General features: G+C 43.4%; 23 protein-coding genes. 21 read left to right on the top strand and 2 right to left on the bottom strand.

Annotation, left to right across the window (positions count from 1 at the left end; genetic code table 11):
- Positions 1 to 84 precede the first annotated feature (84 nt).
- The gene (locus tag NST33_RS17060) at positions 85 to 585 is read right to left on the bottom strand and encodes a DinB family protein (RefSeq protein WP_339304159.1); all 501 of its coding nucleotides are present in this window, start codon (positions 583 to 585) and stop codon (positions 85 to 87) included.
- Between the two features lie 145 nt (positions 586 to 730).
- On the opposite strand from NST33_RS17060, the gene NST33_RS17055 reads away from it, so the two are divergent.
- From NST33_RS17055 to NST33_RS17040, 4 genes are all read left to right on the top strand, one after another.
- A complete protein-coding gene (locus tag NST33_RS17055; protein ID WP_237174898.1) occupies positions 731 to 1282 on the top strand; it encodes a CGNR zinc finger domain-containing protein in 552 nt (183 codons plus the stop codon).
- 111 nt (positions 1283 to 1393) lie between these two features.
- Entirely contained in the window at positions 1394 to 2773 is a 1380-nt protein-coding gene (locus NST33_RS17050; RefSeq protein ID WP_237174899.1) for an amidohydrolase family protein, read from the top strand.
- Positions 2774 to 3424: 651 nt separating this feature from the next.
- Positions 3425 to 4504, top strand: a complete 1080-nt coding sequence (locus NST33_RS17045; RefSeq protein WP_339304156.1) for a hypothetical protein — start codon at positions 3425 to 3427, stop codon at positions 4502 to 4504.
- Positions 4505 to 4550: 46 nt separating this feature from the next.
- On the top strand, positions 4551 to 5471 hold the full coding sequence (locus NST33_RS17040; protein ID WP_221821586.1) for a tyrosine-type recombinase/integrase: 921 nt from the start codon (positions 4551 to 4553) through the stop codon (positions 5469 to 5471).
- A gap of 279 nt (positions 5472 to 5750) precedes the next feature.
- Here NST33_RS17040 and NST33_RS17035 read toward each other — a convergent pair whose 3' ends face one another.
- The gene (locus tag NST33_RS17035) at positions 5751 to 6680 is read right to left on the bottom strand and encodes an L-lactate dehydrogenase (RefSeq protein ID WP_076217081.1); all 930 of its coding nucleotides are present in this window, start codon (positions 6678 to 6680) and stop codon (positions 5751 to 5753) included.
- 337 nt (positions 6681 to 7017) lie between these two features.
- Here NST33_RS17035 and NST33_RS17030 point away from each other — a divergent pair, with 337 nt between their 5' ends.
- The 17 genes from NST33_RS17030 to gerQ all read left to right on the top strand — a co-directional run bounded on the left by NST33_RS17030 (position 7018) and on the right by gerQ (position 22234).
- On the top strand, positions 7018 to 8295 hold the full coding sequence (locus tag NST33_RS17030; RefSeq protein ID WP_237174902.1) for a YCF48-related protein: 1278 nt from the start codon (positions 7018 to 7020) through the stop codon (positions 8293 to 8295).
- Positions 8296 to 8441: 146 nt separating this feature from the next.
- Positions 8442 to 8651, top strand: coding sequence for a hypothetical protein (locus tag NST33_RS17025; RefSeq protein WP_339304152.1), 210 nt, complete (start codon positions 8442 to 8444; stop codon positions 8649 to 8651).
- 457 nt (positions 8652 to 9108) lie between these two features.
- Positions 9109 to 10143, top strand: a complete 1035-nt coding sequence (locus NST33_RS17020) for a hypothetical protein (protein ID WP_339304150.1) — start codon at positions 9109 to 9111, stop codon at positions 10141 to 10143.
- A 68-nt stretch (positions 10144 to 10211) separates the two neighbouring features.
- Entirely contained in the window at positions 10212 to 12005 is a 1794-nt protein-coding gene (locus NST33_RS17015; protein WP_339304148.1) for a serine hydrolase domain-containing protein, read from the top strand.
- Between the two features lie 61 nt (positions 12006 to 12066).
- Complete coding sequence (locus NST33_RS17010) at positions 12067 to 12846, top strand: phosphotransferase (RefSeq protein ID WP_339304146.1); 780 nt, start codon at positions 12067 to 12069, stop codon at positions 12844 to 12846.
- A 57-nt stretch (positions 12847 to 12903) separates the two neighbouring features.
- Entirely contained in the window at positions 12904 to 13329 is a 426-nt protein-coding gene (locus NST33_RS17005) for an NUDIX hydrolase (protein ID WP_339304144.1), read from the top strand.
- A 109-nt stretch (positions 13330 to 13438) separates the two neighbouring features.
- Positions 13439 to 14185: a class I SAM-dependent methyltransferase gene (locus NST33_RS17000; protein WP_339177039.1), complete on the top strand. Its 747-nt coding sequence runs from the start codon at positions 13439 to 13441 to the stop codon at positions 14183 to 14185.
- A gap of 143 nt (positions 14186 to 14328) precedes the next feature.
- Entirely contained in the window at positions 14329 to 14823 is a 495-nt protein-coding gene (locus NST33_RS16995) for an AAA family ATPase (RefSeq protein ID WP_221821580.1), read from the top strand.
- 41 nt (positions 14824 to 14864) lie between these two features.
- Complete coding sequence (locus NST33_RS16990) at positions 14865 to 15458, top strand: C39 family peptidase (protein WP_221821578.1); 594 nt, start codon at positions 14865 to 14867, stop codon at positions 15456 to 15458.
- A 317-nt stretch (positions 15459 to 15775) separates the two neighbouring features.
- Positions 15776 to 16906 carry a collagen-like protein gene (locus tag NST33_RS16985; RefSeq protein WP_339304141.1) on the top strand — a complete coding sequence of 377 codons (1131 nt, stop codon included), beginning with the start codon at positions 15776 to 15778 and terminating at the stop codon, positions 16904 to 16906.
- A 254-nt stretch (positions 16907 to 17160) separates the two neighbouring features.
- Complete coding sequence (locus NST33_RS16980) at positions 17161 to 17553, top strand: hypothetical protein (RefSeq protein WP_339177035.1); 393 nt, start codon at positions 17161 to 17163, stop codon at positions 17551 to 17553.
- Positions 17540 to 17728 carry a hypothetical protein gene (locus NST33_RS16975; protein WP_339177033.1) on the top strand — a complete coding sequence of 63 codons (189 nt, stop codon included), beginning with the start codon at positions 17540 to 17542 and terminating at the stop codon, positions 17726 to 17728. The genes NST33_RS16980 and NST33_RS16975 overlap by 14 nt, the downstream gene beginning before the upstream one ends.
- Positions 17729 to 17937: 209 nt before the next feature.
- A complete protein-coding gene (locus NST33_RS16970) occupies positions 17938 to 18330 on the top strand; it encodes a DUF2500 domain-containing protein (protein WP_017688132.1) in 393 nt (130 codons plus the stop codon).
- Between the two features lie 147 nt (positions 18331 to 18477).
- Positions 18478 to 19227, top strand: a complete 750-nt coding sequence (locus NST33_RS16965; RefSeq protein WP_339304139.1) for a glucose 1-dehydrogenase — start codon at positions 18478 to 18480, stop codon at positions 19225 to 19227.
- A gap of 204 nt (positions 19228 to 19431) precedes the next feature.
- Positions 19432 to 21117 (top strand): hypothetical protein, encoded by a 1686-nt coding sequence (locus NST33_RS16960; RefSeq protein ID WP_339304137.1) that lies wholly within the window; start codon positions 19432 to 19434, stop codon positions 21115 to 21117.
- A 160-nt stretch (positions 21118 to 21277) separates the two neighbouring features.
- Positions 21278 to 21700: a cell wall hydrolase gene (locus tag NST33_RS16955; protein WP_221821779.1), complete on the top strand. Its 423-nt coding sequence runs from the start codon at positions 21278 to 21280 to the stop codon at positions 21698 to 21700.
- A gap of 135 nt (positions 21701 to 21835) precedes the next feature.
- Positions 21836 to 22234, top strand: a complete 399-nt coding sequence (gene gerQ / locus NST33_RS16950) for a spore coat protein GerQ (protein WP_237175743.1) — start codon at positions 21836 to 21838, stop codon at positions 22232 to 22234.
- Positions 22235 to 22381 lie beyond the last annotated feature (147 nt).

Genomic DNA, 22381 nt, shown 5'->3' with positions numbered 1-22381 from the left:
TTCAATTATATAGTGTGTTGAACAAGCTGTAACATTAATAAGTTCATCTTATTCCTGTAAGCGCTAGCAGTTCAAGCGTTTTTTTTAGAAAACGATTTTCCAGCTGCCTTGCTGTCTGCGAAGGAGTACGATCTGACCAGCGTGATACGCATCATGGAGTACCCAGCGAGCTAGTTCGTGTGCCCATTTCTCTTCGGAATCCATATATGCGGCTTCAAGATCTGACTCTTGTAGTGCAGCCAATTGATCTCGCAACTGTTGGGCTAATCGAGTTGTACCCTGTAGCAGTGTATTCCATCCGGCTGCGTCCGTTGGATCTCCAGGATTCCCAAATGTGTATTCATTGGAGTCAACAGCAGGAAGGGTAGGCTCCTTACCTTGCATGCGACATAATAAGCGATGGTTGTAATAATACATATGGTTAACCAACTGCCAGATGCTTAATCCTCCTGAGGGTGGAATCCAGGCTGCTTGTTCTGCTGTAAGACCCTCCAAGGATTTCGACAAAGGTACAATCCAATTACATTGATCCCAAGTATCATCCTTTTGAATACGTAACACATCTAGTGCTGTTGTTTTTGTCATTGCCTTTTCCTCCTTGCGTATAATTGTGATATGTGATGTAACTAGCTAAAACTGATTAATGAGGTTACACTTAATATAACACATCAAAGATGAGTTGTAACCTTCTTTATAAAATTAGATGGTTACACTAAACGGAGGTATATATATGGACAGGTTATGGACCGATTTTGTAAACAGCGATTATCACGACTGGCGTGGGGGAGATCGATCGGAGGACAGGCTTGGGAAGGCGAGCTGGCAGCAAGACTTTCTGGCTCGATGGCAACTTAACGCTTCTGTCCCTGCATCTCCAGAAGATGAGTTGTCCATGAGAAATTTCAGGAACGAATTGATGGCTCTGGGAGCCCGCTTGTCTTCTGGAGCATCATTAACGGATATAGAAAAACAATGGTTAAATGGCATTATGGAAGCAGGGTATGTGAGAAGAACATTGACTACAATTGATCAGGAACTGAAACTCCAACTGTTAGCTGTAGAAGCACATTGGCATCAGGTTATGGCTGAGGTAGCTGCTGATTTTGCCACGACTTTGGTGGAGGGAGAAGGGCATAGGATTCGGATCTGTGATAATTCGGATTGTCGCTGGATGTTCTATGATGATACCCGAAGCAGAACACAGAAGTACTGTGATGATAAGATGTGTGGAAATCTGATGAAGGTCAGAAGATTTCGGGCGAAACGAAAATCCCAAAATTGATAAATACTAACAATAACTATATAATGTATATATACTAGCGAAAAAATAGTCAGAAGCAGTACAGATTCGTAAGCAGGATATGATCGTCTTTCAAACCAAATCAGATGGGAGATGTGTCTTGTGCGGACAAGTTATCTGTTGAAAAATGGCTGTGTGTTGTCGATGGATGCTCGAGTTGGACAGTATAAGAGGGCGGACGTTCTGATCCAAGATTCGTTGATCACGGCGGTTCAGCCCGATCTGGATATTCCGGATGCGGAGATCATTGATGCTTCATCGATGATTATTATGCCTGGGCTGGTGGACACGCATCGGCATATGTGGGAATCACTTGTCAAAACAGCAGGAACCAACTGGTCGTTACCAGTTTATTTGCAAAATCTCTATTATGGTGCAATGGGAAGCAAGCTCCGTCCAGAAGATAGTTATATTGCCAACTTGCTCGGTTCCTTGGAAGCGCTTAATGCAGGAGTGACAACGGTGTTGGATTGGAGCATGCCGTATTCCCCTGACCACACGGATGAACTGATTCGTGGACTTCAGGATGCTGGGATTCGGGCGGTATTTGCTCACGGAGTCCCTGGTGAGACAGACTACTGGAATCGGGATAGTCAACTCACTTATTCGAATAATGATGTGAGAAGAGTCAAAGAACGTTATTTTTCATCACGGGATCAATTGCTTACTTATGGGCTTGCCATTCGTGGTCCGGAGTTCAGTCATTGGGATACAACCGTGAAAGAGATCGAACTAGCACAAGAACTGGATGCGATCTGTTCCATGCATGCCGGATTTGGCAGTTGGGGATCTGTGGATCGCTCGATTAGTCACATGTATGAAGCGGGACTGTTAAGTCCACGGGTGAATATCGTTCATGGTAACACTATGGGCATGGATGAATACAAAATGCTGGCAGATAGCGGCGCTTCCTTGTCGGTCACACCTGAAGTTGAAATGATGATGGGTCATGGATATCCGGCTACCGGCTATTTTCTTGAACATGGGGGAACCCCTACACTTGGTGTAGATGTGGTAACGTCCACAGGCGGAGATATGTTCTCGCAGATGAAGTTTGCACTTCAGGCTGAACGATCCAGAGTCAATGAACAACTTCTGCAACAGGGTGAGATGCCTGGCGAGTTGAACTTGCAGTCCAGCCAGGTACTGAGATTTGCAACTTCGGCTGGTGCCCAAGCACTGGGATTAGAACAGAAGGTCGGAACGCTGACCCCGGGAAAGGAAGCGGATCTGATCATGATTCGTACCACCGATCTGAATATGTTCCCCGTCCATGATCCAATCGGCGCTGTTGTGCAATTTGCCAATCCATCCAATGTGGATACGGTCTTTGTGGCAGGTAGACTCGTGAAGCGAGAGGGTAAGTTGTTGAATGTTGATCTGGATGCGATTCGTCATGCGGCGATGCAGAGCAAAGATTATTTGTTAACCCAATACCGTATGTCAGATGCAGAGAGAATTGCGTTCTCATAATTTACTTTTTCATAAAAACCTGAAATGAAGTCAGTTCGTATTTGTATATACACCTCGATCTATAGTAAGAAATAAAGGGCCGCATAATGATATGTGGCTCTTTAACATGCCTTCATATCGTCGAATTAGACAGGATAAGGGAGGAAGATACAGCAGAAAAAGACGAAAAGAGCTCTCATTCTTATAACTTCAGATAACAAGGATGTAGAGGTATTCTTCACGAAAAATAAGGCTCTTAAAAACTGCGCATAATATAAATTATACGCAGTTTTGTTTTAAATCCATTTTCATATTCATCCACGTGCAACAGATCATGAACATTTTCGCGATAAAACAACAAAATAAGCGATCTCCAAAAATAAATTTAACCAAGCAACGCGATACGTATTAGACAAGTTGCAAACATCTTTAACCGAGCACATCTTCATTTTTCCTCATTTCGTATCGCTTAGGCGAAGCGGGATGGGGATTTTTTTTATATAGAAAGCTAAAGGAAGATAACAGCAGGGGAAGGTTGGAATTTTCTTCATATATGGGTAAGTAATTAGGGAAGTAACCAACTTTATCACGGGGGCGGGGTTGCGGCTGAGCCAAATATGAAATATATTTGGGGATGTGACATGCCATCAGACATAAGAGAGGGGATGTATCATGAACACACCATTACATACGAATTCAGATCATCAAAATGAAGCTTTTGGATTTGCCTTGGCTGACTCATCCGTACTTGCAGAGGCACAATTAGTTGTTTCACAATCAGGAGGTGCAGATGACCTACAGTTGGATATTGATCCGCAGCGTCTTCTGAAGGATGGACGTAAGGTATCTGTCATTGCACAACAGTTGGATTCACCCGTCAATCGTCAAGATGCCAATATCATCTATGGTCAGGAGCTAGCATACGTGCAGTATGCTGTTAATCTGAAACCGGATAGCTCAATCTCCATTGCATCTATTGAAGGCGTTGAACAGTCTGTTAATCTTGGTTGGACAGCATGTGCAGAGGGGGAATACGAACTGCGAATCTCCCTGCATATGAAAACACCTCGTATTGCTGAAGGGGCACTCGAACCTGAACAGCTTGCAATGGTTAAGTATGCGCAGGTTATCACCGTATATATATCGCTTTTCCCGGCAGAAGCAGCGTCGTTGAGTTCACCATCTCAAGCTGTGTGGAGCAGAAACCATCATGTGTTTGACTCCTACGGGAGAGGAGGGTTCATTCTTGCTGACCTGTCTCGACTCGCTGAACGTGTAGAGGAACTGATGGGACCGGGTAACCATAATCTGATCGAGCAATTTGCCGAAGGCAATTTGTCAGATACGTTGCTGGAAGAGGGGCTGATGGCGATCGCCTGGGGCGTGACTCCGTGGTGTTATTCACTCTATTCTGCACCAGATGAGCAGTCTGCTCGAATACTTGCCGTGAACAAGCTGGGTGATGAACCTGACTGGCAAGGGATCTACCATATTGATCCGTCCATTCAACAATTAAGTATCGTACCTGCGAATGAGCTGGCTTACTGGCCTGCCTGTGTGCAGAACGATTGGCCTGTTATTGATGTGGCAGGTGAAGGCGAGACGTTGCACATGGATTTATATACTCAGATCTGTGAATCCGTGAATGGTCTGCACGAGAATCCATTGCCATCGTTTGTACTTACTCGCAGTCAAGGCAAACCCGAAACGATCATTCCGCTGATTGACGTTGTCATCGTGGATGAAGCGTAGAGCACTGTTCAACTTATATAGAACCGAATTGAGGTGACGTAGACAGATGATGACCGAGGAGATTCAGGAGCAATATGCGGACGAGCTAGAAGCTTTTCACATATGGATGAAGGATGCCGGATATACAGGCCATACGGTAAAATCATACACAGGTGACGTAGTGGAATTCCTGGTCTCCATTCAAGGAAAGTCACTGGAGCAGGTCAAAAAGCTGCATGTGTTGTCTTTTCTGTCCCGCGCGCGGGAGCGTGGGGTTAGTGATGCCACGAGAAATCGCAAACATGCGGCGGTGAACTGTTTTTACAAGTCCCTCATTGAACTTGAATTGTTAAGCAATAATCCGGCGTTTGGGATCAAAAAATCCAAAACCGAGAAAAACCGTGCGCCCGTTTTCCTTGATGAAAGTGGGCTGACACGTTTTCTGGAGTCGGTAGAAGGAAAGTATCGTACACGTAATCTGGCTGTTTTTCTACTGATGGGATATATGGGATTACGGGTTGGAGAAGTGCATGCTCTGGATTGCAAAGACTATAATGCGGAGCGGCGTACATTGGATGTATTTGGTAAAGGTCGTAAATGGCGCTCCCTACCTGTACCGGAGACTGTGGCAAAAGTCTTATCACAAGCGATGGCTGAGCGTCTCGATCCTTGGCGACCGAAAGAGGAAGCGTTATTTGTCTCGCAAAAAGGGAAAAGACTGTCGATTCGCAGCATCCAGCTCATATCTACAGAAACGTTTGAACGCTTCCAGCAGGAATCACCAGCTAATCAACGTCAAAATTACTCCAGTCATAAGCTGCGTCACTCTTTCGCGACCATGATGTTACGGCGTGGAGCCGATCTGCGTACCGTGCAGGAGCTACTGGGTCACGCTTCGATTCAAACAACAACGGTGTACACTCACGTCACCAGTAGGGAGAAAGAAGAGGCTATGGCTCTGCTGGACGTTAAACTCCCGACATATTAGAAGTAAAAAGCCAATATTTATCCCAAAAAGGAGTCTGTCCAAGTGACAGGCTTTTTTGTTATTGATTTGGATGGCGGATATTTAAACATAATTAATATTATGTAAACTAACATCTAATACCTAATATCTAAATAGTCATATAAGTAGAAGTCAAAACAAAAAACCATTTGCTTCTTCTCTCTGGAAGAAACAAATGGTCCTTTTAGCTAGCACAGATATCTTAATTCACAACGTTTAACATGCTAAATCGTTCACGATATGAATGAATGCGAGGCTAGATTATTCCAATCCAGCGATCTGTTCTTTTAATTTGTTAGCAGATGCCTGGAAAGCCACTTTCTCGGATTCATTCAGCGGAAGAGGCAGAATTTCGCGCACACCGTTGCGATCGACAACACATGGAACTCCGAGATAAACATCCGATACACCATTGTAGTCTTCAAGGTAAGTGGATACGTTCAGAACGGAGCCTTCGTTGCCGAGAATTGCAGCTACAATGCGGTCCAGAGCAAGGGCGATTGCATAGGAAGTCGCTCCTTTGGCATTAATAATCTCATACGCTGCATTTTTGGTACGGTCAAAGATATCCTGTTGTGTTTCTTCATCCAATTCCAGATCTGTTCCTGCAACGTTAGCCAGGCTCCATACCGGTACTTCGGAATCTCCATGCTCACCAATAATGTGTGCGTGAATACTACGCGGGTCGATCCCTTTATTTTTACCAATCAGGTAACGGAAACGTGCGCTATCGAGCAATGTACCTGAACCGATGACACGGGAAGCAGGCCATCCACTTTGTTTCCAAGAAGTATAGGACAAAATATCAACAGGATTGGTTGCAATCAGCAAAATACCATGAGAATTCACTTCAGTAATACGCTCGATAATATCTTTGAAAATGCTTGCATTTTTCTTCAGCAGATCAATCCGGGTTTCGCCAGGCTTCTGGGAAGCACCGGCTGTAATAATAATGATATCCGCATCTTTGCAGTCGGAATAATCGCCAGCCCATACTTTCACGCCTCCCGTAAATGGAAGACCGTGGTTCATATCCAGCATTTCGCCGGTTGCCTTATCATGATTCACATCCACAAATACCAACTCGGACGAACGCTGTCTCAACATTAGCGTGTATCCCGTTGTTGTTCCCACCGCACCCATGCCTACAATCACGACACGACTTGGTTTCAGAGCTGCACTATTTGTCATGTTCATATCATCTCCTTTTTGGGTTATACTCCCATCCATATTAAGGGATTAGAGAATATAAAGCGAGTGTTGTCTATAAAATAGTTCACATTTCATGTCTTTTTACCAATTATTCCGTCGAAAAACAGTTTAGGATGAAATTAATGGTAATAAATGTGCGACCTATAGCCCAGAGTATGAGCTGGAAAAAGGGAGTGGGTCAACCATGAGTCGGCAATTGAGCCTTTTACATAAGGTTTGTGGTAGAATAGGAGCAGTGGATTCTGATGAATCGTAAATAAAACGCCATAGGACAGGCATGCGCGCCTGTATATTGGATGAGAGAGGTGGAACCCACTTGCGTTTGCAATGGATTAAAATCGCGCAGACAGCATTGCTGTCTATAGGTATAGCAGCTGTATTGGCTGCATGCACCGACTCAGATCAACCTCCGGAAGCAGAACCTCCGCAGCAGCAGGAGGACGCCGGGAATACAGGGCAGACATTAACTGTCGTTCCCCCTGTGAACAGTACAGAATCTGCAGATATGGCCAAGTACCAAATACAGACCCGTTTGACCGATTTTCAGTTGCTCAATGACAACGGAGGATTGGCGTGGGGTGTGACGCGGAATGCACTGCGCCTGTACTACACTCAGGATCAGGGAAAGACCTGGACCAATATTTCACCTTCGGAAAATGTACAGTTTCCGGCTAACCCTAAATATGGACAAAGCATTTATTTTGTAGATCGTGCACATGGTTGGATTGTTCGTGAAGGCATGGGTGGAACAGATACCATGGTGCTTCGCACCAACAATGGGGGCGTAACCTGGAGCCTGTCTTCTCTGTCCAAGACGGATAAAGTGACTGCGATCTCATTTGTATCTCCTGAGAAAGGCTGGATTCTCACCACGGTCGATACCGCTATTGGTAAACAGGACAAGAAACTTTACTTCACCGAGGACGGTGGAATTACCTGGAATCGGATGTCATCCAGTGATGAAGATGGCAAACAGGAAGCAGAAGAGATTTCCAAACGTGGATACACCATGGGGATGACTTTCTCGGATCCAAAACATGGTTTCTTAACAGCGCTGGAGTTCGGCACACCGAAGTTATATGTAACATCAGACGGCGGAGAGAACTGGAATACTGGACCAACCTTCTTTGATCGAAACAAATTCAACGGGTGTGGTAATTTCAGTGTTAGTTCACCACAATTTTTTGGACGTGAAGCGCAATCAGCTTGGATGTCAATGTCCTGTTCTCAAGGGGAGAGCACGACATTCAATGGATTCTTTACCACCGATGGCGGAAAGAGCTGGAAGCTGTCCAATTTCACTTTAAACAAACAAACGGGTCCAAATCGTAACCTTTCACCGGTATTTCTGAACGCATCGGAAGGTTGGGCGATGCAAAAGGGCATAACCTACCACACCAAGGATGCGGGCAAAACATGGAGCGTTCTTCCTGCAAGCAGTGTACTGGAGAAAATTCTCGAAGACTATCCGGAGATTGTGAAGATGCAGATGGTTACCCCCAAGCTTGGCTGGATATTGGTTGAAAATACAGATGCCAAAAGATCGTTGTTATTGCAAACGGTAGATGGCGGTGTACATTGGAAAGTACTCTAAAGTAGGGTGTTATCGATGTGAATAGATAGGAGAAAGGAGAGGAGCCTAAGGGTTCCTTTTCTTTTTTGTTTAGTTTGTGAAATAAATCACAAATAAATCCACTAGAAGGTGATATATTTAACTCAACAAGAGAAGGAGTGATGAAGATGAGAACCAACGGTCAAACTCAAATCACGCAGGCGGATGAATTAACCAGATATATGCTTCAATTGTGCTACACATGTGACGATGCGAATCGTTGTACAACAGAGGAAGCAGTGAAGGCTTGCATGGCAGAACACGCACAAGCAGACCAGCCCGAACCAGCCGAAGGTGAAGATGTAACTCGCGAGTTTATGGATCTGATGTACGCTTAGGCTAATCATTCACAGAGAACGCTCCTGCGGGAGGGTTCTTTTTGATTTGGAGAGAAATGTATGCGCTTTTAAATTCACTTCGCAAATATTGCAGCATGGGTTATTATAGAAATAATTAAGGTAAATTACTCAAAATGTGGAATTGTTTATTGACTCTTAGTTTGGAGGAAGGTGACAAGGATAAACGTAGTATTCATTAAACCAATGGCTTGTTTTGGGATACCAAAGGACAACTTTTGTCATCCACAAATGTGTTGCTGCAGAAGAGGATAGACTGTTTATAAAAAATGTTACTTTGATAATTGATGCAACTGTAAAATGATGATTTTGCTAATAAAGCAAAGATGCTCCCTGTAACCTTTGTGATAAAGGCACGAAAACTATAGGGGCATGAAGTTAGTATAAATGAATTGAATCTACTTGGAATTGAATTTACGAATTAAAAGGAGAAATTAACTTGCATAGATTATCTTCAGAAAATTCCGGACTTATTGTTTCTGCTCATTTTGATACATTACCTGCGTTAAATTCTTTTTATATTGATTTTGAGGATGGAGAAACAATTAATGTAGAAGATGGGTACGCTACCAAGCAAAAGCGCTTATTTCGGGTTCATCATAAAGATGTGGATAACATGATTTCAAGTGTAGGTGAAAGTAATTTTTTTTCATTACATCGCGTGTTCCTAAGCTACTATGAAGCGCACTCTAAATTAGGACACCTTTGGAGTCATCAGGTTACTAAAGAAGTTGTACAAAAGGGGGAGCATATTAATATAAGCGACATAGAGAATGTGCTAGAAACGAAAGATGTTCAAATCGCTGATTCAAGAGCTTTAAAGTATGCAAATCATATCATGAACAAAGGAAAAGAACATTACGTAGAAGCAAATTCATTTCAAGAGTATTTATGGGCAATTCAGATGACCGAGCTTCTTCGAACATATAATTTGTCCGCATTTGAAAAAGTTACGATCAATAATAAAGACATATTCAATAGTTCTTATCTGTTTAAGGGTGCAATAGTAAAAAAAGAAATTAGCGTAGTACTGTATGAATGGGCTAACTTATATAGTTACACACAATCTGATTTTATTAAAAGGCTAAGCAATATTCTAGAGACCATAAATATGGATATAACCCGAAACAAAAGCTTATATGATAAAAAGTCTATCAGACCTGAAGTAAACCATTTGGTATATTCGCTAGATAAACAAATTCATAGTAATTCTCATTATAAGGGGTGCTTCTTTGGTATGTTTAATGCTTCTGATTTATTTGGCCCTTATTCACGTCACAGCAGTCACCAAATCAAAAGTATTAACGGAATAAACACACAAGAAAATGTTAGTTGTAAAGATATTGTTACAGATTGGAGAAAAAACGGCATATTTCCGACCGATCAGCAGTTTACTAAGTTATTCAAGCTTTGGTACTTCACCACTTCTTACTTGGTAATTAACTGGTTGAGACTTCCTCATTTCAACAAATGAATTAAGCGCTATTTAATCCATAGAACTAACACTCTACAATGAATAAAAAATTTGAAGGAGAGTGGCTAATGAAGATTAATCGAAAATATTACTATGTTAATAAAGTAATCGCTTGTGTTCTGATACTTGCATTCATCATTACGACATGTGCGGTACCTGTAAACGCTGAGGTAGAGAATGTGGATACTACGCCCTCCAGGATTGCGTTGTCTTCGCTAGAGGAAACAATAGATTCATATGTGGCTATTAATCAGAAGAACACCGCTGCCGTTTCGGTTGTAGCTATCAAGAACGGTGAGACTATTGTGAATAAGGCCTATGGATACGCAGATATTGAGCAACAGAGAAAAGCAGACACCTCTACTGTGTTTGAATGGGGTTCAACTTCTAAACTATTGGTCTGGACGAGTGTTATGCAGCTTGTAGAACAGGGAAAGCTTGATTTGGATACCGATATTCAGGACTATTTGCCGGAAGGATTTCTAAAGAATCTTGAATACGATGCTCCCATTACCCTAATGAACCTTATGCATCATAACGCAGGATGGGAAGATAGATTGATAGACTTATGGTATTCATCCGAGAGTGATATTGTGGAATTAGGTGAAGCTTTACAAAAATTTGAACCGAGGCAGATCGATAAACCTGGGAGTGTCGTTGCTTATTCAAACTATGGTACGGCTATGGCTGCTTACATCGTTGAATTACAAAGCGGACAAACCTTTTACAAATATGTCAACGAACATATATTTAAACCGCTGAATATGAAAGACACTTCGATTCACCCGTCACAGTATGATAATTTAAACGTCTTGAAACGAAGAAACGAGATTCAGGGGTACACTACGAATCTGAAACTCATCCCTAAGAATAGAGCATACATAAGCTTGTACCCTACGGGGGGCGCCATGGGCACAGCAGAGGATGCAGCTAGATTTCTTGCAGCCTTAATGCCGGTGGATCGTAGTAATTTATTATTTGCGAACAATGACACCTTAGACGAGATGCTGTCAACAAGTCTATATTACGATGGGACTTCAACTCCACGAATTGCACATGGCTTCTTTGAAGTGGAATACTGGGTGCCTGCACTGGAACACGCTGGAAGTACGGCGGGATTTTCAAGTAAATTTGTTTTTGACCCGGAGTCTAATTTTGGGTTAGTAGTCATGACAAACCAGTCAAATGAAATGGCTTATAACGTTGGTCTTGTCCAGAAGGTGTTTGGAAGTAGTTTCAGCACGAATTCAGTTGAATCTGAGAGTGGAGGATATTATCTGCCTGCGCGACGGGTCGTTTCCGGTTTTACGAAGGCATATTCGATGTTAAGTCTGCAGAAGTATACAACATTTGAGCTTAGTAACTTTGCAAATGTTGTTGAGAGTCATGGCACTGTCGAGATGGTCTCTATGTCTTATAATGACTTTTTGCCCGTATCCAACTTAACGATAAACTTGATCAAAGCATCTTTTATTGCTCTTGCAATTGCGATCCTGCTCAGTTTGAGAGCGATAATTGGCTATTTTATTCGGTTATCCAAATACAAATTAAAAAACTGGGAAAGACCCGGTACAGGGTTTGATAAATATCATATTGTCATTAATATCGCCAGTCTGGCATTCATTTTGAATACGATCCTATTGTTCATGCGCGCCTTAGGCTTCTCCCCCTATTCTTCATTGCGCATACATCTCATCTTGAACCTGGTTTATGTGATTCTAGCTGTGGTGTATCTTGTCTTGTTGTTCTACAAACTGCTGAAAAGAAGCTATAGTAAAAAGCAAAAGGCGGTATACATCATGTCTGGCATGTCGGCTTTCCTATTTGCTGCTTTTATTATGGGATGGGATTTGTACTTTTAGAGCTTAATTATCGACGAGAACATGATCAGAAAGAGCATGAGATAGTAGAAAGGATAAAACCATGAAAATTCAAGATCTCCCAATTGAAATAAAAGAACATATAGGGGAAATCCAGAAAATCACTTTTCCTAAGCAAGGTCATACTTCTACTGTGGCTATACTGGATACGTTTGATCAAAAGTACATCATCAAGAAGACAGAAAACGATCTTTATAATGAATGGTTATCCGATGAATATAAGGTGCTCCAATACCTTTACCATACGGGACTCCCTGTTCCAAAGGTATATTCATTTCATACTGAGGACACATCGAGATGGCTCCTGATGGATTATATTGATGGAATAAGTTTAAGAGAATTTCTCTCTAAGATGCCTGACCTCCAAAGTAAAGAAAAAGCGATTTTTAACTTTGGGTTTTGTTTAAAGAAAATACATGAATGCTCTTGTCCTGTTGAATTATTGAACAATAACACTCCTTGGTTAGATACAAGGCTTAACAAAGCAGAATATAATCTGACTCACTTTGCTGTAGACGGATCAGAAGAACTACTTCAACAGTTGAAAGAAGGAAGACCAAAACCAATAGAGAACACTTTCATTCATGGAGATTTTACTATTGATAATGTACTAGTTAATGATTGCAAGATTGTTGGAGTTATTGACTGGGCAGGAGCAGCTTATGGCGATCCAAGATATGATGTAGCATTAGCCATTAGACCGAAACATAATGCGTTTGATAATGAAAGAGATATAGAAATATTTTATAACGGGTATGGAAAGTTAAGAATAACGGATGAAGAATATAATTACTTTGAAGATGGGATATATAACTTCTTTTAGTCTGCCTATAAATTGTTCTTCAAACGTATATTAATCTCTCTAGAAGGAGTCGAATAAATGAGCCCTCCAAAACATATCTTATCTGCCGCTGCAATCGTGATAAACGACAAAAATGAATTATTACTTATTAGAGGACCACGAAGAGGATGGGAAATGCCAGGTGGTCAAGTAGAAGAAGGAGAATCTCTAAGTCAAGCAGCGATCAGAGAAACGAAAGAGGAGTCCGGAATCGACATTGAAATCATCAGATTCTGTGGAATATTTCAAAATATTGAAAATTCAATATGTAACACATTATTCCTAGCCAAACCAATAGGAGGAGAATTAATCACATCATCGGAGAGCTTAGAGTCTGGTTTCTTTCCGATCGAAGAAGCCATTTTAAAAGTCGAATGGAAAAACTTCAGAGAAAGAATAGAGTATTGCTTAAAACCTGAGATGCAACCTTTTTGCATTGAGTTCAGTGATAAGAATAATATTTAAAAGTTCCGGGAAAGGAAGTTCAATCTATGAAACGAGTCGATGTAGATTACATATTTCAACGAAGGTAACAAGTAATGTTCTGAATGTAGTGTATAAAGGAGGCTATCGGATGAACAAGTACAGTGTTTATGAAACAAACAGCTTTTATTGGGATACAAAAGGGAATGACTTTTTGAGTGCAATCGTGCTTCCACATTATGGAGCATTTATCTCAGAAGAAAAACACCAACTTTTTGGTGATGTCTCAGGATTAAAGATGTTAGAGGTGGGCTGTGGAAATGGTCAATCCTTGCAGTATCATGGAGACCGCAAAGCAGGTGAACTGTGGGGTATGGATATATCCCAGAAACAGATAGAAAAGACACAACAACACTTGAGGACATACGGAATTCCTGCAACATTGATATGTTCACCCATGGAAGAGGAATGCGGTATTCCTACTAATTATTTTGACGCTGTGTATTCGATTTATGCCATAGGTTGGACAACCGATCTTGAAGGTACTTTCAGCCGAATCGCTTCTTATTTAAAGAAAGATGGTATTTTTATTTTCAGTTGGTCTCATCCAATTCATAGATGTGTCGTTGAAGAAAATGATAGATTTGTCTTCAATAAGCCATATTCTGATGAATCGTGGTATGCGATATCTCCTGACTTTTGTCAGGGTGAACTAACCTTGGCTGATCGTCAACTATCAACCTATGTCAATGCGTTAGCGAAAGCGGGATTTGTCATTGAACAAATGATAGAAGAATCCGATGAGGATATCATGCAATTACATAATAATAGCGATAGTCTCCTTAAAAGAGCAAAGATGTTACCTGTATCTTTTGTGATTAAAGCAAGAAAACGGTGATTAAATGAAATGAATCGGAGAGTGGGCTATGTTTAAATATCAAATGGATACTGCTACCTATATATCGCTATTATTTATGGCTTGAAAGCAGATCAATGGAGAACGTAATAAATCAAATTTTATTTTAACTAAAGGAGCGAGTTATGAGAAGATTACCCCTTTTTGTAGTGACAGGCGCAAGTGGAACAGGAAAAACAACGATCTCTTCGCATGTTCGGAAGCAGCTACCCGAATTTGACGTTTTTGATATGGATATCATCGATAATGTGGATTGGCAGATTGCCAAAGAGAATTGGTTGAGGATTGCGTATAACATATCGCTAAGTGGGCGAGGGACTGTTTTATGTGGAACGATGGTTCCGGAAAACATTGCATCGTCCGATTACATAGATCGATTTGATCGAATTCTATATATGAACTTGCATTGTGACGATGTTACTCGCGAGACGCGTTTAAGAGCCCGTGGGTGGGACGTGAACTTGATTGAAGATCATAAAAACTTTGCCAACTGGTTACTCCATAATTCGGAAACTGCGTTTGACCCGCCAATGCAAACAATTGATACGACAGAACTTACAGCAGTGGGAGTAGCTGAACAAATTAAAGATTGGGTTTTAAAGAACTGGTGCGAGGAATGAACATCTAAAAGACATCTTGATGAGACGAAGGAGGTCACGTTTTGTTTCTCAATGTATTACTTTGGTTGATTATTCTCTGGGTGATCTCCCTTTATTTCAGTTTCCCTAAGAAAGATCGCATGTACACAGTCAATGTGCCAAGCACATATTACATTCAATCTTCAAATCGGTTGGATATTCAGAAAAACTACGAATGCGCTGCATTTTCAAGTGCGTTTGTCTTGAGACATTTCGGTTTGGAGTCCAACGGAACAAAGTTATATGAAACCTATCCTCGCAAATTACTGGATGGGACGGTATATCCCAAAGCGGTCGTTGTTTTTTTCAGGAAGCTAGGATATCAGGCAATGTACTTACGAGGAAATGCGAATACGTTGAAAAAACAGATCAGCCAGGGTGTGCCTGTTATTTTATTTATTAGAGTACATCCCAAGCAACGTTATTTGCATTTTGTTCCCGTCGTTGGTTATGATGAAACACATTTTTACTTGGCAGAATCGTTAGACCACAAGATTAATTGTGATGAAGAATATTACAATCGAAAAATCAGTATAAGTGAACTCAACATGTTATGGAGGTCCTGGTTACCTTTTTCTCAAAACTCCTATATCGTTGTACACCCGATGCAGATGTAAGACGACTCTCTTTCAAGGGGTATGATATATTAGCTTTAAACGAACTAATCTGCTTTATTCGGAACGTCTGCGTGATTAAACCAAGCAACTCATGCCCAAATGGCATGAGTTTTTTTGTGAACAAATACCGTTACGTAAACCAGCTCGACTCAATTAATGGTTATGACCGATTTAGATCAACCGTAGGGACGGTGTGATTCAATTTTATTGTTTTTCCTGGGAATAAGCTGAGTTTTTCACTAAAATGGTTGTTCGTCCACGCACCTTTTCATCTACATACGTACGTTAAACTATGTCTTTAGGGAGGTGTCCACACGGTGAGTTATTCAGAAGTGAAGAAACGTATGAGGAGAAAAAAGGCAACATTACACCCGTGTAAAATTAAAAGAAAAGAACGCCGATTAAAAGTGGTTAAAAAGTTCGTTCAAGTAAAATGTCCGCCTCCAGAAGTGAATATATCTACACCTACTGTTGTTGGCCCAACAGGACCACAAGGTATACAAGGCGTACAGGGCGTACAGGGTATTCCAGGTAAACAAGGGGTTGAAGGACCACCAGGAGCTCAAGGACCAGCAGGGGGGCCACCTGGACCACAAGGACCTCAGGGACAGCCTGGTCCTGCTGGAGCGGTAGGCTCTCAAGGCCCGGTCGGACCTGCTGGACCCATGGGAGCACAGGGGATTCCGGGAGAAGCAGGGGCCGTAGGGCCACAAGGTCCGCAAGGTAATCCAGGTCCTGCCGGAGCGATTGGACCTCAAGGTTTCCCCGGACCCGCTGGAGCAGTAGGCCCAGCAGGACCAACAGGTGCAACAGGAGCAATAGGCCCTGCTGGAGCAGTAGGCCCGGCAGGACCAGTCGGTGCAACGGGAGCGGCAGGCTCTGCTGGAGCAGTAGGATCGGCAGGACCAGTCGGCGCAACAGGAGCGGTAGGTCCTGCTGGAGCAGTAGGTCCGACAGGTGCGACTGGAGTAGCTGGTCCCGCTGGAGCCACAGGAGTTACAGGTGCAGCAGGAGCAGCCGGAAGTGTACTGGGGTTTGCGGACTTTTTCGCACTGATGCCACCTGATAATGCAGCAACGGTTGCTCCCGGTACTGATGTAAGCTTTCCTCAGGATGGGCCGACAAGTGGAATAACGATCGCACGCACAGGGCCTAGTTCATTCAATCTGGCAGCCATTGGTACGTATCAGATTTTGTTCCAGGTGAGCATCAATGAAGCCGGTCAATTAATCTTAACTCTCAATGGGGCAGATTTGGCTCCTACTGTAGTTGGGCGAGCAACGGGAACGTCTCAGATTGTGGGTATGGCTTTGGTGCAGACAACCGTGATTAATTCTATTCTGACCGTACGGAACCCGGCTGGTAATGCTACAGCATTAACAATCACGCCACTTGCGGGCGGAACAAGACCTGTATCGGCACATCTTGTGATCACACAATTAGCTTGAGTACGTTAACAGCCTAGGCTAATTGTCCTTTGCTTTATTAAATATGCATCTACAATGGTAATATGGGTTTGCTTGAACTGAGATAGCAGTGCTTTACCCGAGGCTGTTATCTCAGTTGGAGCGGATAATGGTACAGGAGTAACTACATATCGGATCCCCTGTTGATTTGTGAGGAATGGTGAAAACGTCACTACTAATTATTTTCTCAGTTGTTAATATGATAAAAATATTGGAAAAACATCAGAGGTGAGTACATGAGGAATGGACACTGGAGAAAAATAACATGGATTGTTGCGGCATTATTATTAATCATGATCACGGCTTGCGGCAATAGCAAATTCAATCCAAACGAATTTTCAGAACAGGATCTGGCTGTGACGAAGACCGACAGTGAGGATAAGATTACGTATGGAATGAGCCAGGAAGAGGCGGAGAAAATCCTCGGTGAGGGAACATCTACTGGTGTGGGTCAATCCTATCAATACAATAATGGAATCACGATTGGGTATAGGGATGCCAAAGTCGTTAGTATCATCTTGAACAAGGACTCGAAAGGGTACTTTAAGACGGCTCGCGAGGCAGAGGCGGGGATGACACATAGAGATTCTCGACCTGTATGGCAAGGAACATGTTTTGGTCGAATCTGAACGTAATATCGATTATGCCTATCATATTCAGAAGGAAACATTCCTGGATGAGAAGTCGCTGCAAGCGGAAAAAGATGATCTGGCTATCTATCGTGCATCGTTTATGCTGACAAAAGAAGGACAGGTTAATCAGGTTATATTGACGGATCAACGATTTGCAACAACCTTTAAATAAAACAGGGCTGCTAGTTAAACAAGGTATTAGATAATGAAATAGTACTTATTTTCGGATAAAGCAACCCTTCGGTATTCTGCCGGAGGATTTTCCCCTTCACACCGTTCGATTTTAATCCGGATAACAAGTTCCTTATTTACGTGCATATACATTACTGGAGACGGGTCAAGACTCCGGCTGTCCTAAGTTGTATGAACGGAGGGAGAGACATGGGCATTGAATCATCCTGGATGTTTGATTTGTTTGGAACCGTCTTTCCGGTTGTATTTGTTCTGATTATAGGTATAGTCCTTCTGTCGATGGGAAAGGAGGTATGGAGGTGGGGACGCAACAACTCGGAGCCGCTATTGACCGTGCCTTCACGAATCACCAGCAGACGGATGAAGATGAGTCAGTCGCAATCTGAACCGGGCAGTACAGCACGAACGTTATACTACGTCACCTTTGAAGTAGAAAGTGGAGATCGGCTTGAATTCAAAGTCAATGGTGAAGAGTATGGTTTGTGCGCCGAGGGGGATGAAGGACGGCTCTCGTTCAAAGGAACGCGTTATGTAGGCTTCGAGCGATATAATCGCGTATATTCTGAACGCCTACGTGGTTAAACTGAGCAGCTTGCGCCAGAAGGGCGTGAGCTTTTTTTGATTATTTGCTGGACAAGCGTTTCTTAATGGGCCTATCGTGTTTTTATATAAGAAGAGGCTTAATGTGGTTATGATCAAAGGATCATTACAATAGAGGAGGCAATCAATATGTCATATACAGATCAGGTCGTTGTTGTAACCGGGGCCGCTCAGGGAATAGGACGGAGTGTGGCTGAGGCTTATGCAGTCGCCGGGGCCAAAGTTGTACTTGCCGACTACCAGGAAGCAGAAGGGGCGGCAGCTGCAGCTTCCATTCGTAATGAAGGCGGAGAAGCCATCTTTGTCCAATGTGATGTTCGGAGCGAGCAGGATATTACGAATCTTTTTCGTACAACCGTGGAAGAATTCAAACAAATTGATGTGTTGGTGAATAATGCAGGACTCGCCAAGTGGAAGTCACCCTATGAGCTGACGCTGGAAGAATGGGACGATGTACTCAATACCAATGTGAGGAGTTGCTTTTTGGCGAGTCGGGAAGCAGCCAAACATATGAAAAGCAATGAACATGGGGGTGCCATTATCAACATGGCTTCTACCCGTGCGCTGATGTCTGAGCCGGATACAGAAGCTTATGCCGCATCCAAAGGAGCGATTGTAGCTCTGACGCATGCGCTGGCGGTCTCACTGGGCAATGACCAAATTCGGGTCAATTGTATCAGTCCGGGATGGATTGAGACAGGTGACGTGGAGAAATTGAAAAAGGAGGATCATGAACAGCATCCCTCCGGTCGTGTGGGTGTTCCTTCGGATATCTCCCGTGCTTGTTTATATTTGTCTGATCCAAGCAATACCTTTGTCACAGGGACCAACCTCGTTATTGATGGAGGCATGACCCGAAAAATGATATATGAGGACTAGAACCGGGATTGAGCCGGGCGAGCCCTAAGCTGTCCCAACATAAGAGTAATAAGCCCAAGTTAAGCACTTGGGCTTATTTGTTTTTAATAACTCGGTTGCTATAATAAATGTGATTTTACAACAGTAGAGGAATGGAGGGAGTATATGTTCGGGAAACAATCCCGGAAGGTATTTTGGCTGTTACTGCTGATCGGAGGGATGATAATGATAGGGAATGAGTCACCTGCTGAAGCAGACGGCGCGGATATACGGGCGGCCTGGGTATGGCAGGCGCAGTCTGTTAGCAACGGAGATGAGCTGCTGGCCAATGCAGCTAAACATAAGATAAACAGGCTGTACGTGAATGTAGACATGACGCTGTCCAAGGAGGTATACCAGACGTTTATAGCCAAAGCAAGCCTTGCAGGTATTGCGGTTGAAGCGCTGGGAGGCGATCCATCCTGGGCGGTCAGTGGGCGTGAAGGCCCCATGCTCAGGTTAGCCTCGTGGGTAAGTGACTATAATCTGGCAGCTGAGCCCAATGAGCGATTTGATGCCATACATCTGGATATCAAGCCCTACGTGTTACCAGCCTGGAAAGAAGATACCAAGCCATTGGTTCAATCCTGGGTGGCCAATATGAATCTGTTATTTGAGCAAGTGAGACAGGGTGGCGCTGTTGCTGTGAATGTTGACCTCCCATTTTGGCTGGATTCGTACACCGTCACAGGGAATAGAACTTCTGAGGATGCAGATAACGAACCATTGTCACGTTGGTTTATTGAACAAGCGGATCATGTCACTTTACTCGCTTACCGTGATAATGCGCAAGGAAACAATGGCATCATACGTTTAATTGAACAGGAACTGAACTGGGCTGATGCCAGTAATGCGAGCATCACGGTTGGGTTGAACACCAAGCCCATGCCTGGCGAGGAGTTCACGACATTTGCCGGTAAAGGGGCGGCGCAGCTGGAAAGTGTTATTGAAGAAGTTGCCTCTGCATTCAGCGAACATACTTCCTACGCCGGTTCTGCTGTACATGACATTGTATACTGGGGACAACTGGAGCCGTCGGAACTGCCATCACCGGAGATTCCATCCAATCAGCCAGAGATTCGGGGAACGTATATCTGGGAGGCTTCTCAGGTGACGCATGACGGGGGAGAGCACATACTAGCGTTTGCTAGAGAGCAGAATATTAACTGGTTGTATGTGCGGTTAGATCTGGATCAACCCTATTCCAGTTACCGCAGTTTTGTGAAACGGGCAAAAGCGCAGGGCATAGAGATTCATGCGATGGGTGGACATCCGATCTGGGGCAAGAAGGAGAATCGTCCACGCATTAAGCGCTTGATTGATTATGTGAAAAACTATAATGCTGAATCCGAGCTGGATGAACGATTTGAAGGCATCCATCTGGATATTGAGCCTTACACATTGCCGGAGTGGGAGAATAGTCGGGACACCTTATTAACCGATTGGGCTGCCAACATTACATTTTTCCAGGAAGAAACAAAGAAGGACAGTGATCTCGAAACAAGCGCAGACCTTGCTGTATGGCTGGATAGCTTCGCGTTGCCAGGAAAGGATACATCTGTGGCTGAATTTATGATCCGTACACTCGATCATGTGTCGCTGATGGCTTTCCGTAACAACGCCGAAGGTTCCAATGGGATTGCTGCTATTGTGAGTCAGGAGATGGAGATTGCGGATCGTTTGGGTAAAAGGTTGATGATTTCGGTAGAAATGAAGCAGAACCACGAAGGTCCTCATATTTCTTTTTATGAAAAAGGGGCAGCGGAAATGGAACTTCAACTTGCCAAGCTTCCGGATCTGTTGGCCGAACATCAGGCTTACCAAGGCAACATTGTCCATGCCTATGATTATTGGATTGAAGCCAAGCCTTGAACAGGCGAGTATTATAAGAAACGAGTTGCTTCGGGACTTCACCTTGGGTGAGGTTCCGGGCTTTTTTTTATGGAAAAAAGATGGAATCGTGTCACCGAATGGGCTCCTGCACAATACGATGTACGGTGATGAACAGCTGAAACAAAGGAGGAAACAGACTATGGCTGTTATTAAAGCCAACTCAGAGGACGTCAAGCTGCTGGCTAGGCTCATGAGGGCAGAGGCTGAAGGTGACGGCGAACAGGGTATGTTGCTTGTAGGCAATGTAGGTGTGAACCGGGTGCTGGTGGATTGTCTGGATTTTAAGGATATTCGCGATATCAATCGTATGGTATTCCAGAATCCAGGAGGCTACGAGTCGACACAGAAGGGCTACTTTTACCAGCGGGCAAGACAGTCCGAGATTCGTCTCGCACAACGGGTGATCAATGGAGAGCGCATCTGGCCAGCGAGCAATTCATTGTGGTTTTTCCGACCTGTGGGCGACTGCCCACCAACGTGGTATAACCAGCCAAATACAGGACGTTTCAAAGCGCATTGTTTCTTCAGTCCGACAGGCGATGACTGTCCGGAAGTATATTAAATTTTGGGAGGAATCACCATGATTAATCAGCCTTATCAACCAACGACTCAAACACTGGGTCAGCAAGCGAATTCTGTGTTGGGTCAACAAGCCAATTCTCAGGTTCAAGGTACGTCTTACAAAATTGGTAACGGAATGCCTGCCATGTCACCAATGCCAGGGATGGTATCACCAAGCTCCACAAGTGTACCCCCACTCGTATCCAGTGGAAGCCCAATGACACCAACGGGTGCAGTGATTACAACAACGGCTCCACAGTTTGAGCAATCATACATTGAGAATATTTTACGTCTGAACCTTGGTAAATTCGGTACATTCTATATGACTTACGAAGGCAACAAAGAATGGAACGCTCGTATTTTCCAAGGTATCATTGAAGCAGCGGGCCGTGACCATATTATCATCAGTGACCCGAAGACAGGAAGACGAATCATGCTGTTGATGGTCAACTTCGACTATGCTACATTTGATGAGCCGTTGTTGTATCAATATCCAGGAGTGGTAGGCAATTACCCGCAAGCTCCAAGCAGATAATCATTGGCCCTCATCATTTTGATTGATAACTGACATGTCTAACACATACTGATTTGCTTCGCTGTCCTGAATGTGGAGGTAATCCGCAGACAGGACAGCTTTTTACATAAACATATATACGAAGGTTACTATAGGTTTAGAGTCATA

The sequence above is a fragment of the Paenibacillus sp. FSL L8-0435 genome, assembly GCF_037965655.1.
GTDB lineage: Bacteria > Bacillota > Bacilli > Paenibacillales > Paenibacillaceae > Paenibacillus.
The sequence above is the reverse complement of the archived record's forward strand: the minus strand, read 5'-3'. Positions and strand labels throughout refer to the sequence as shown.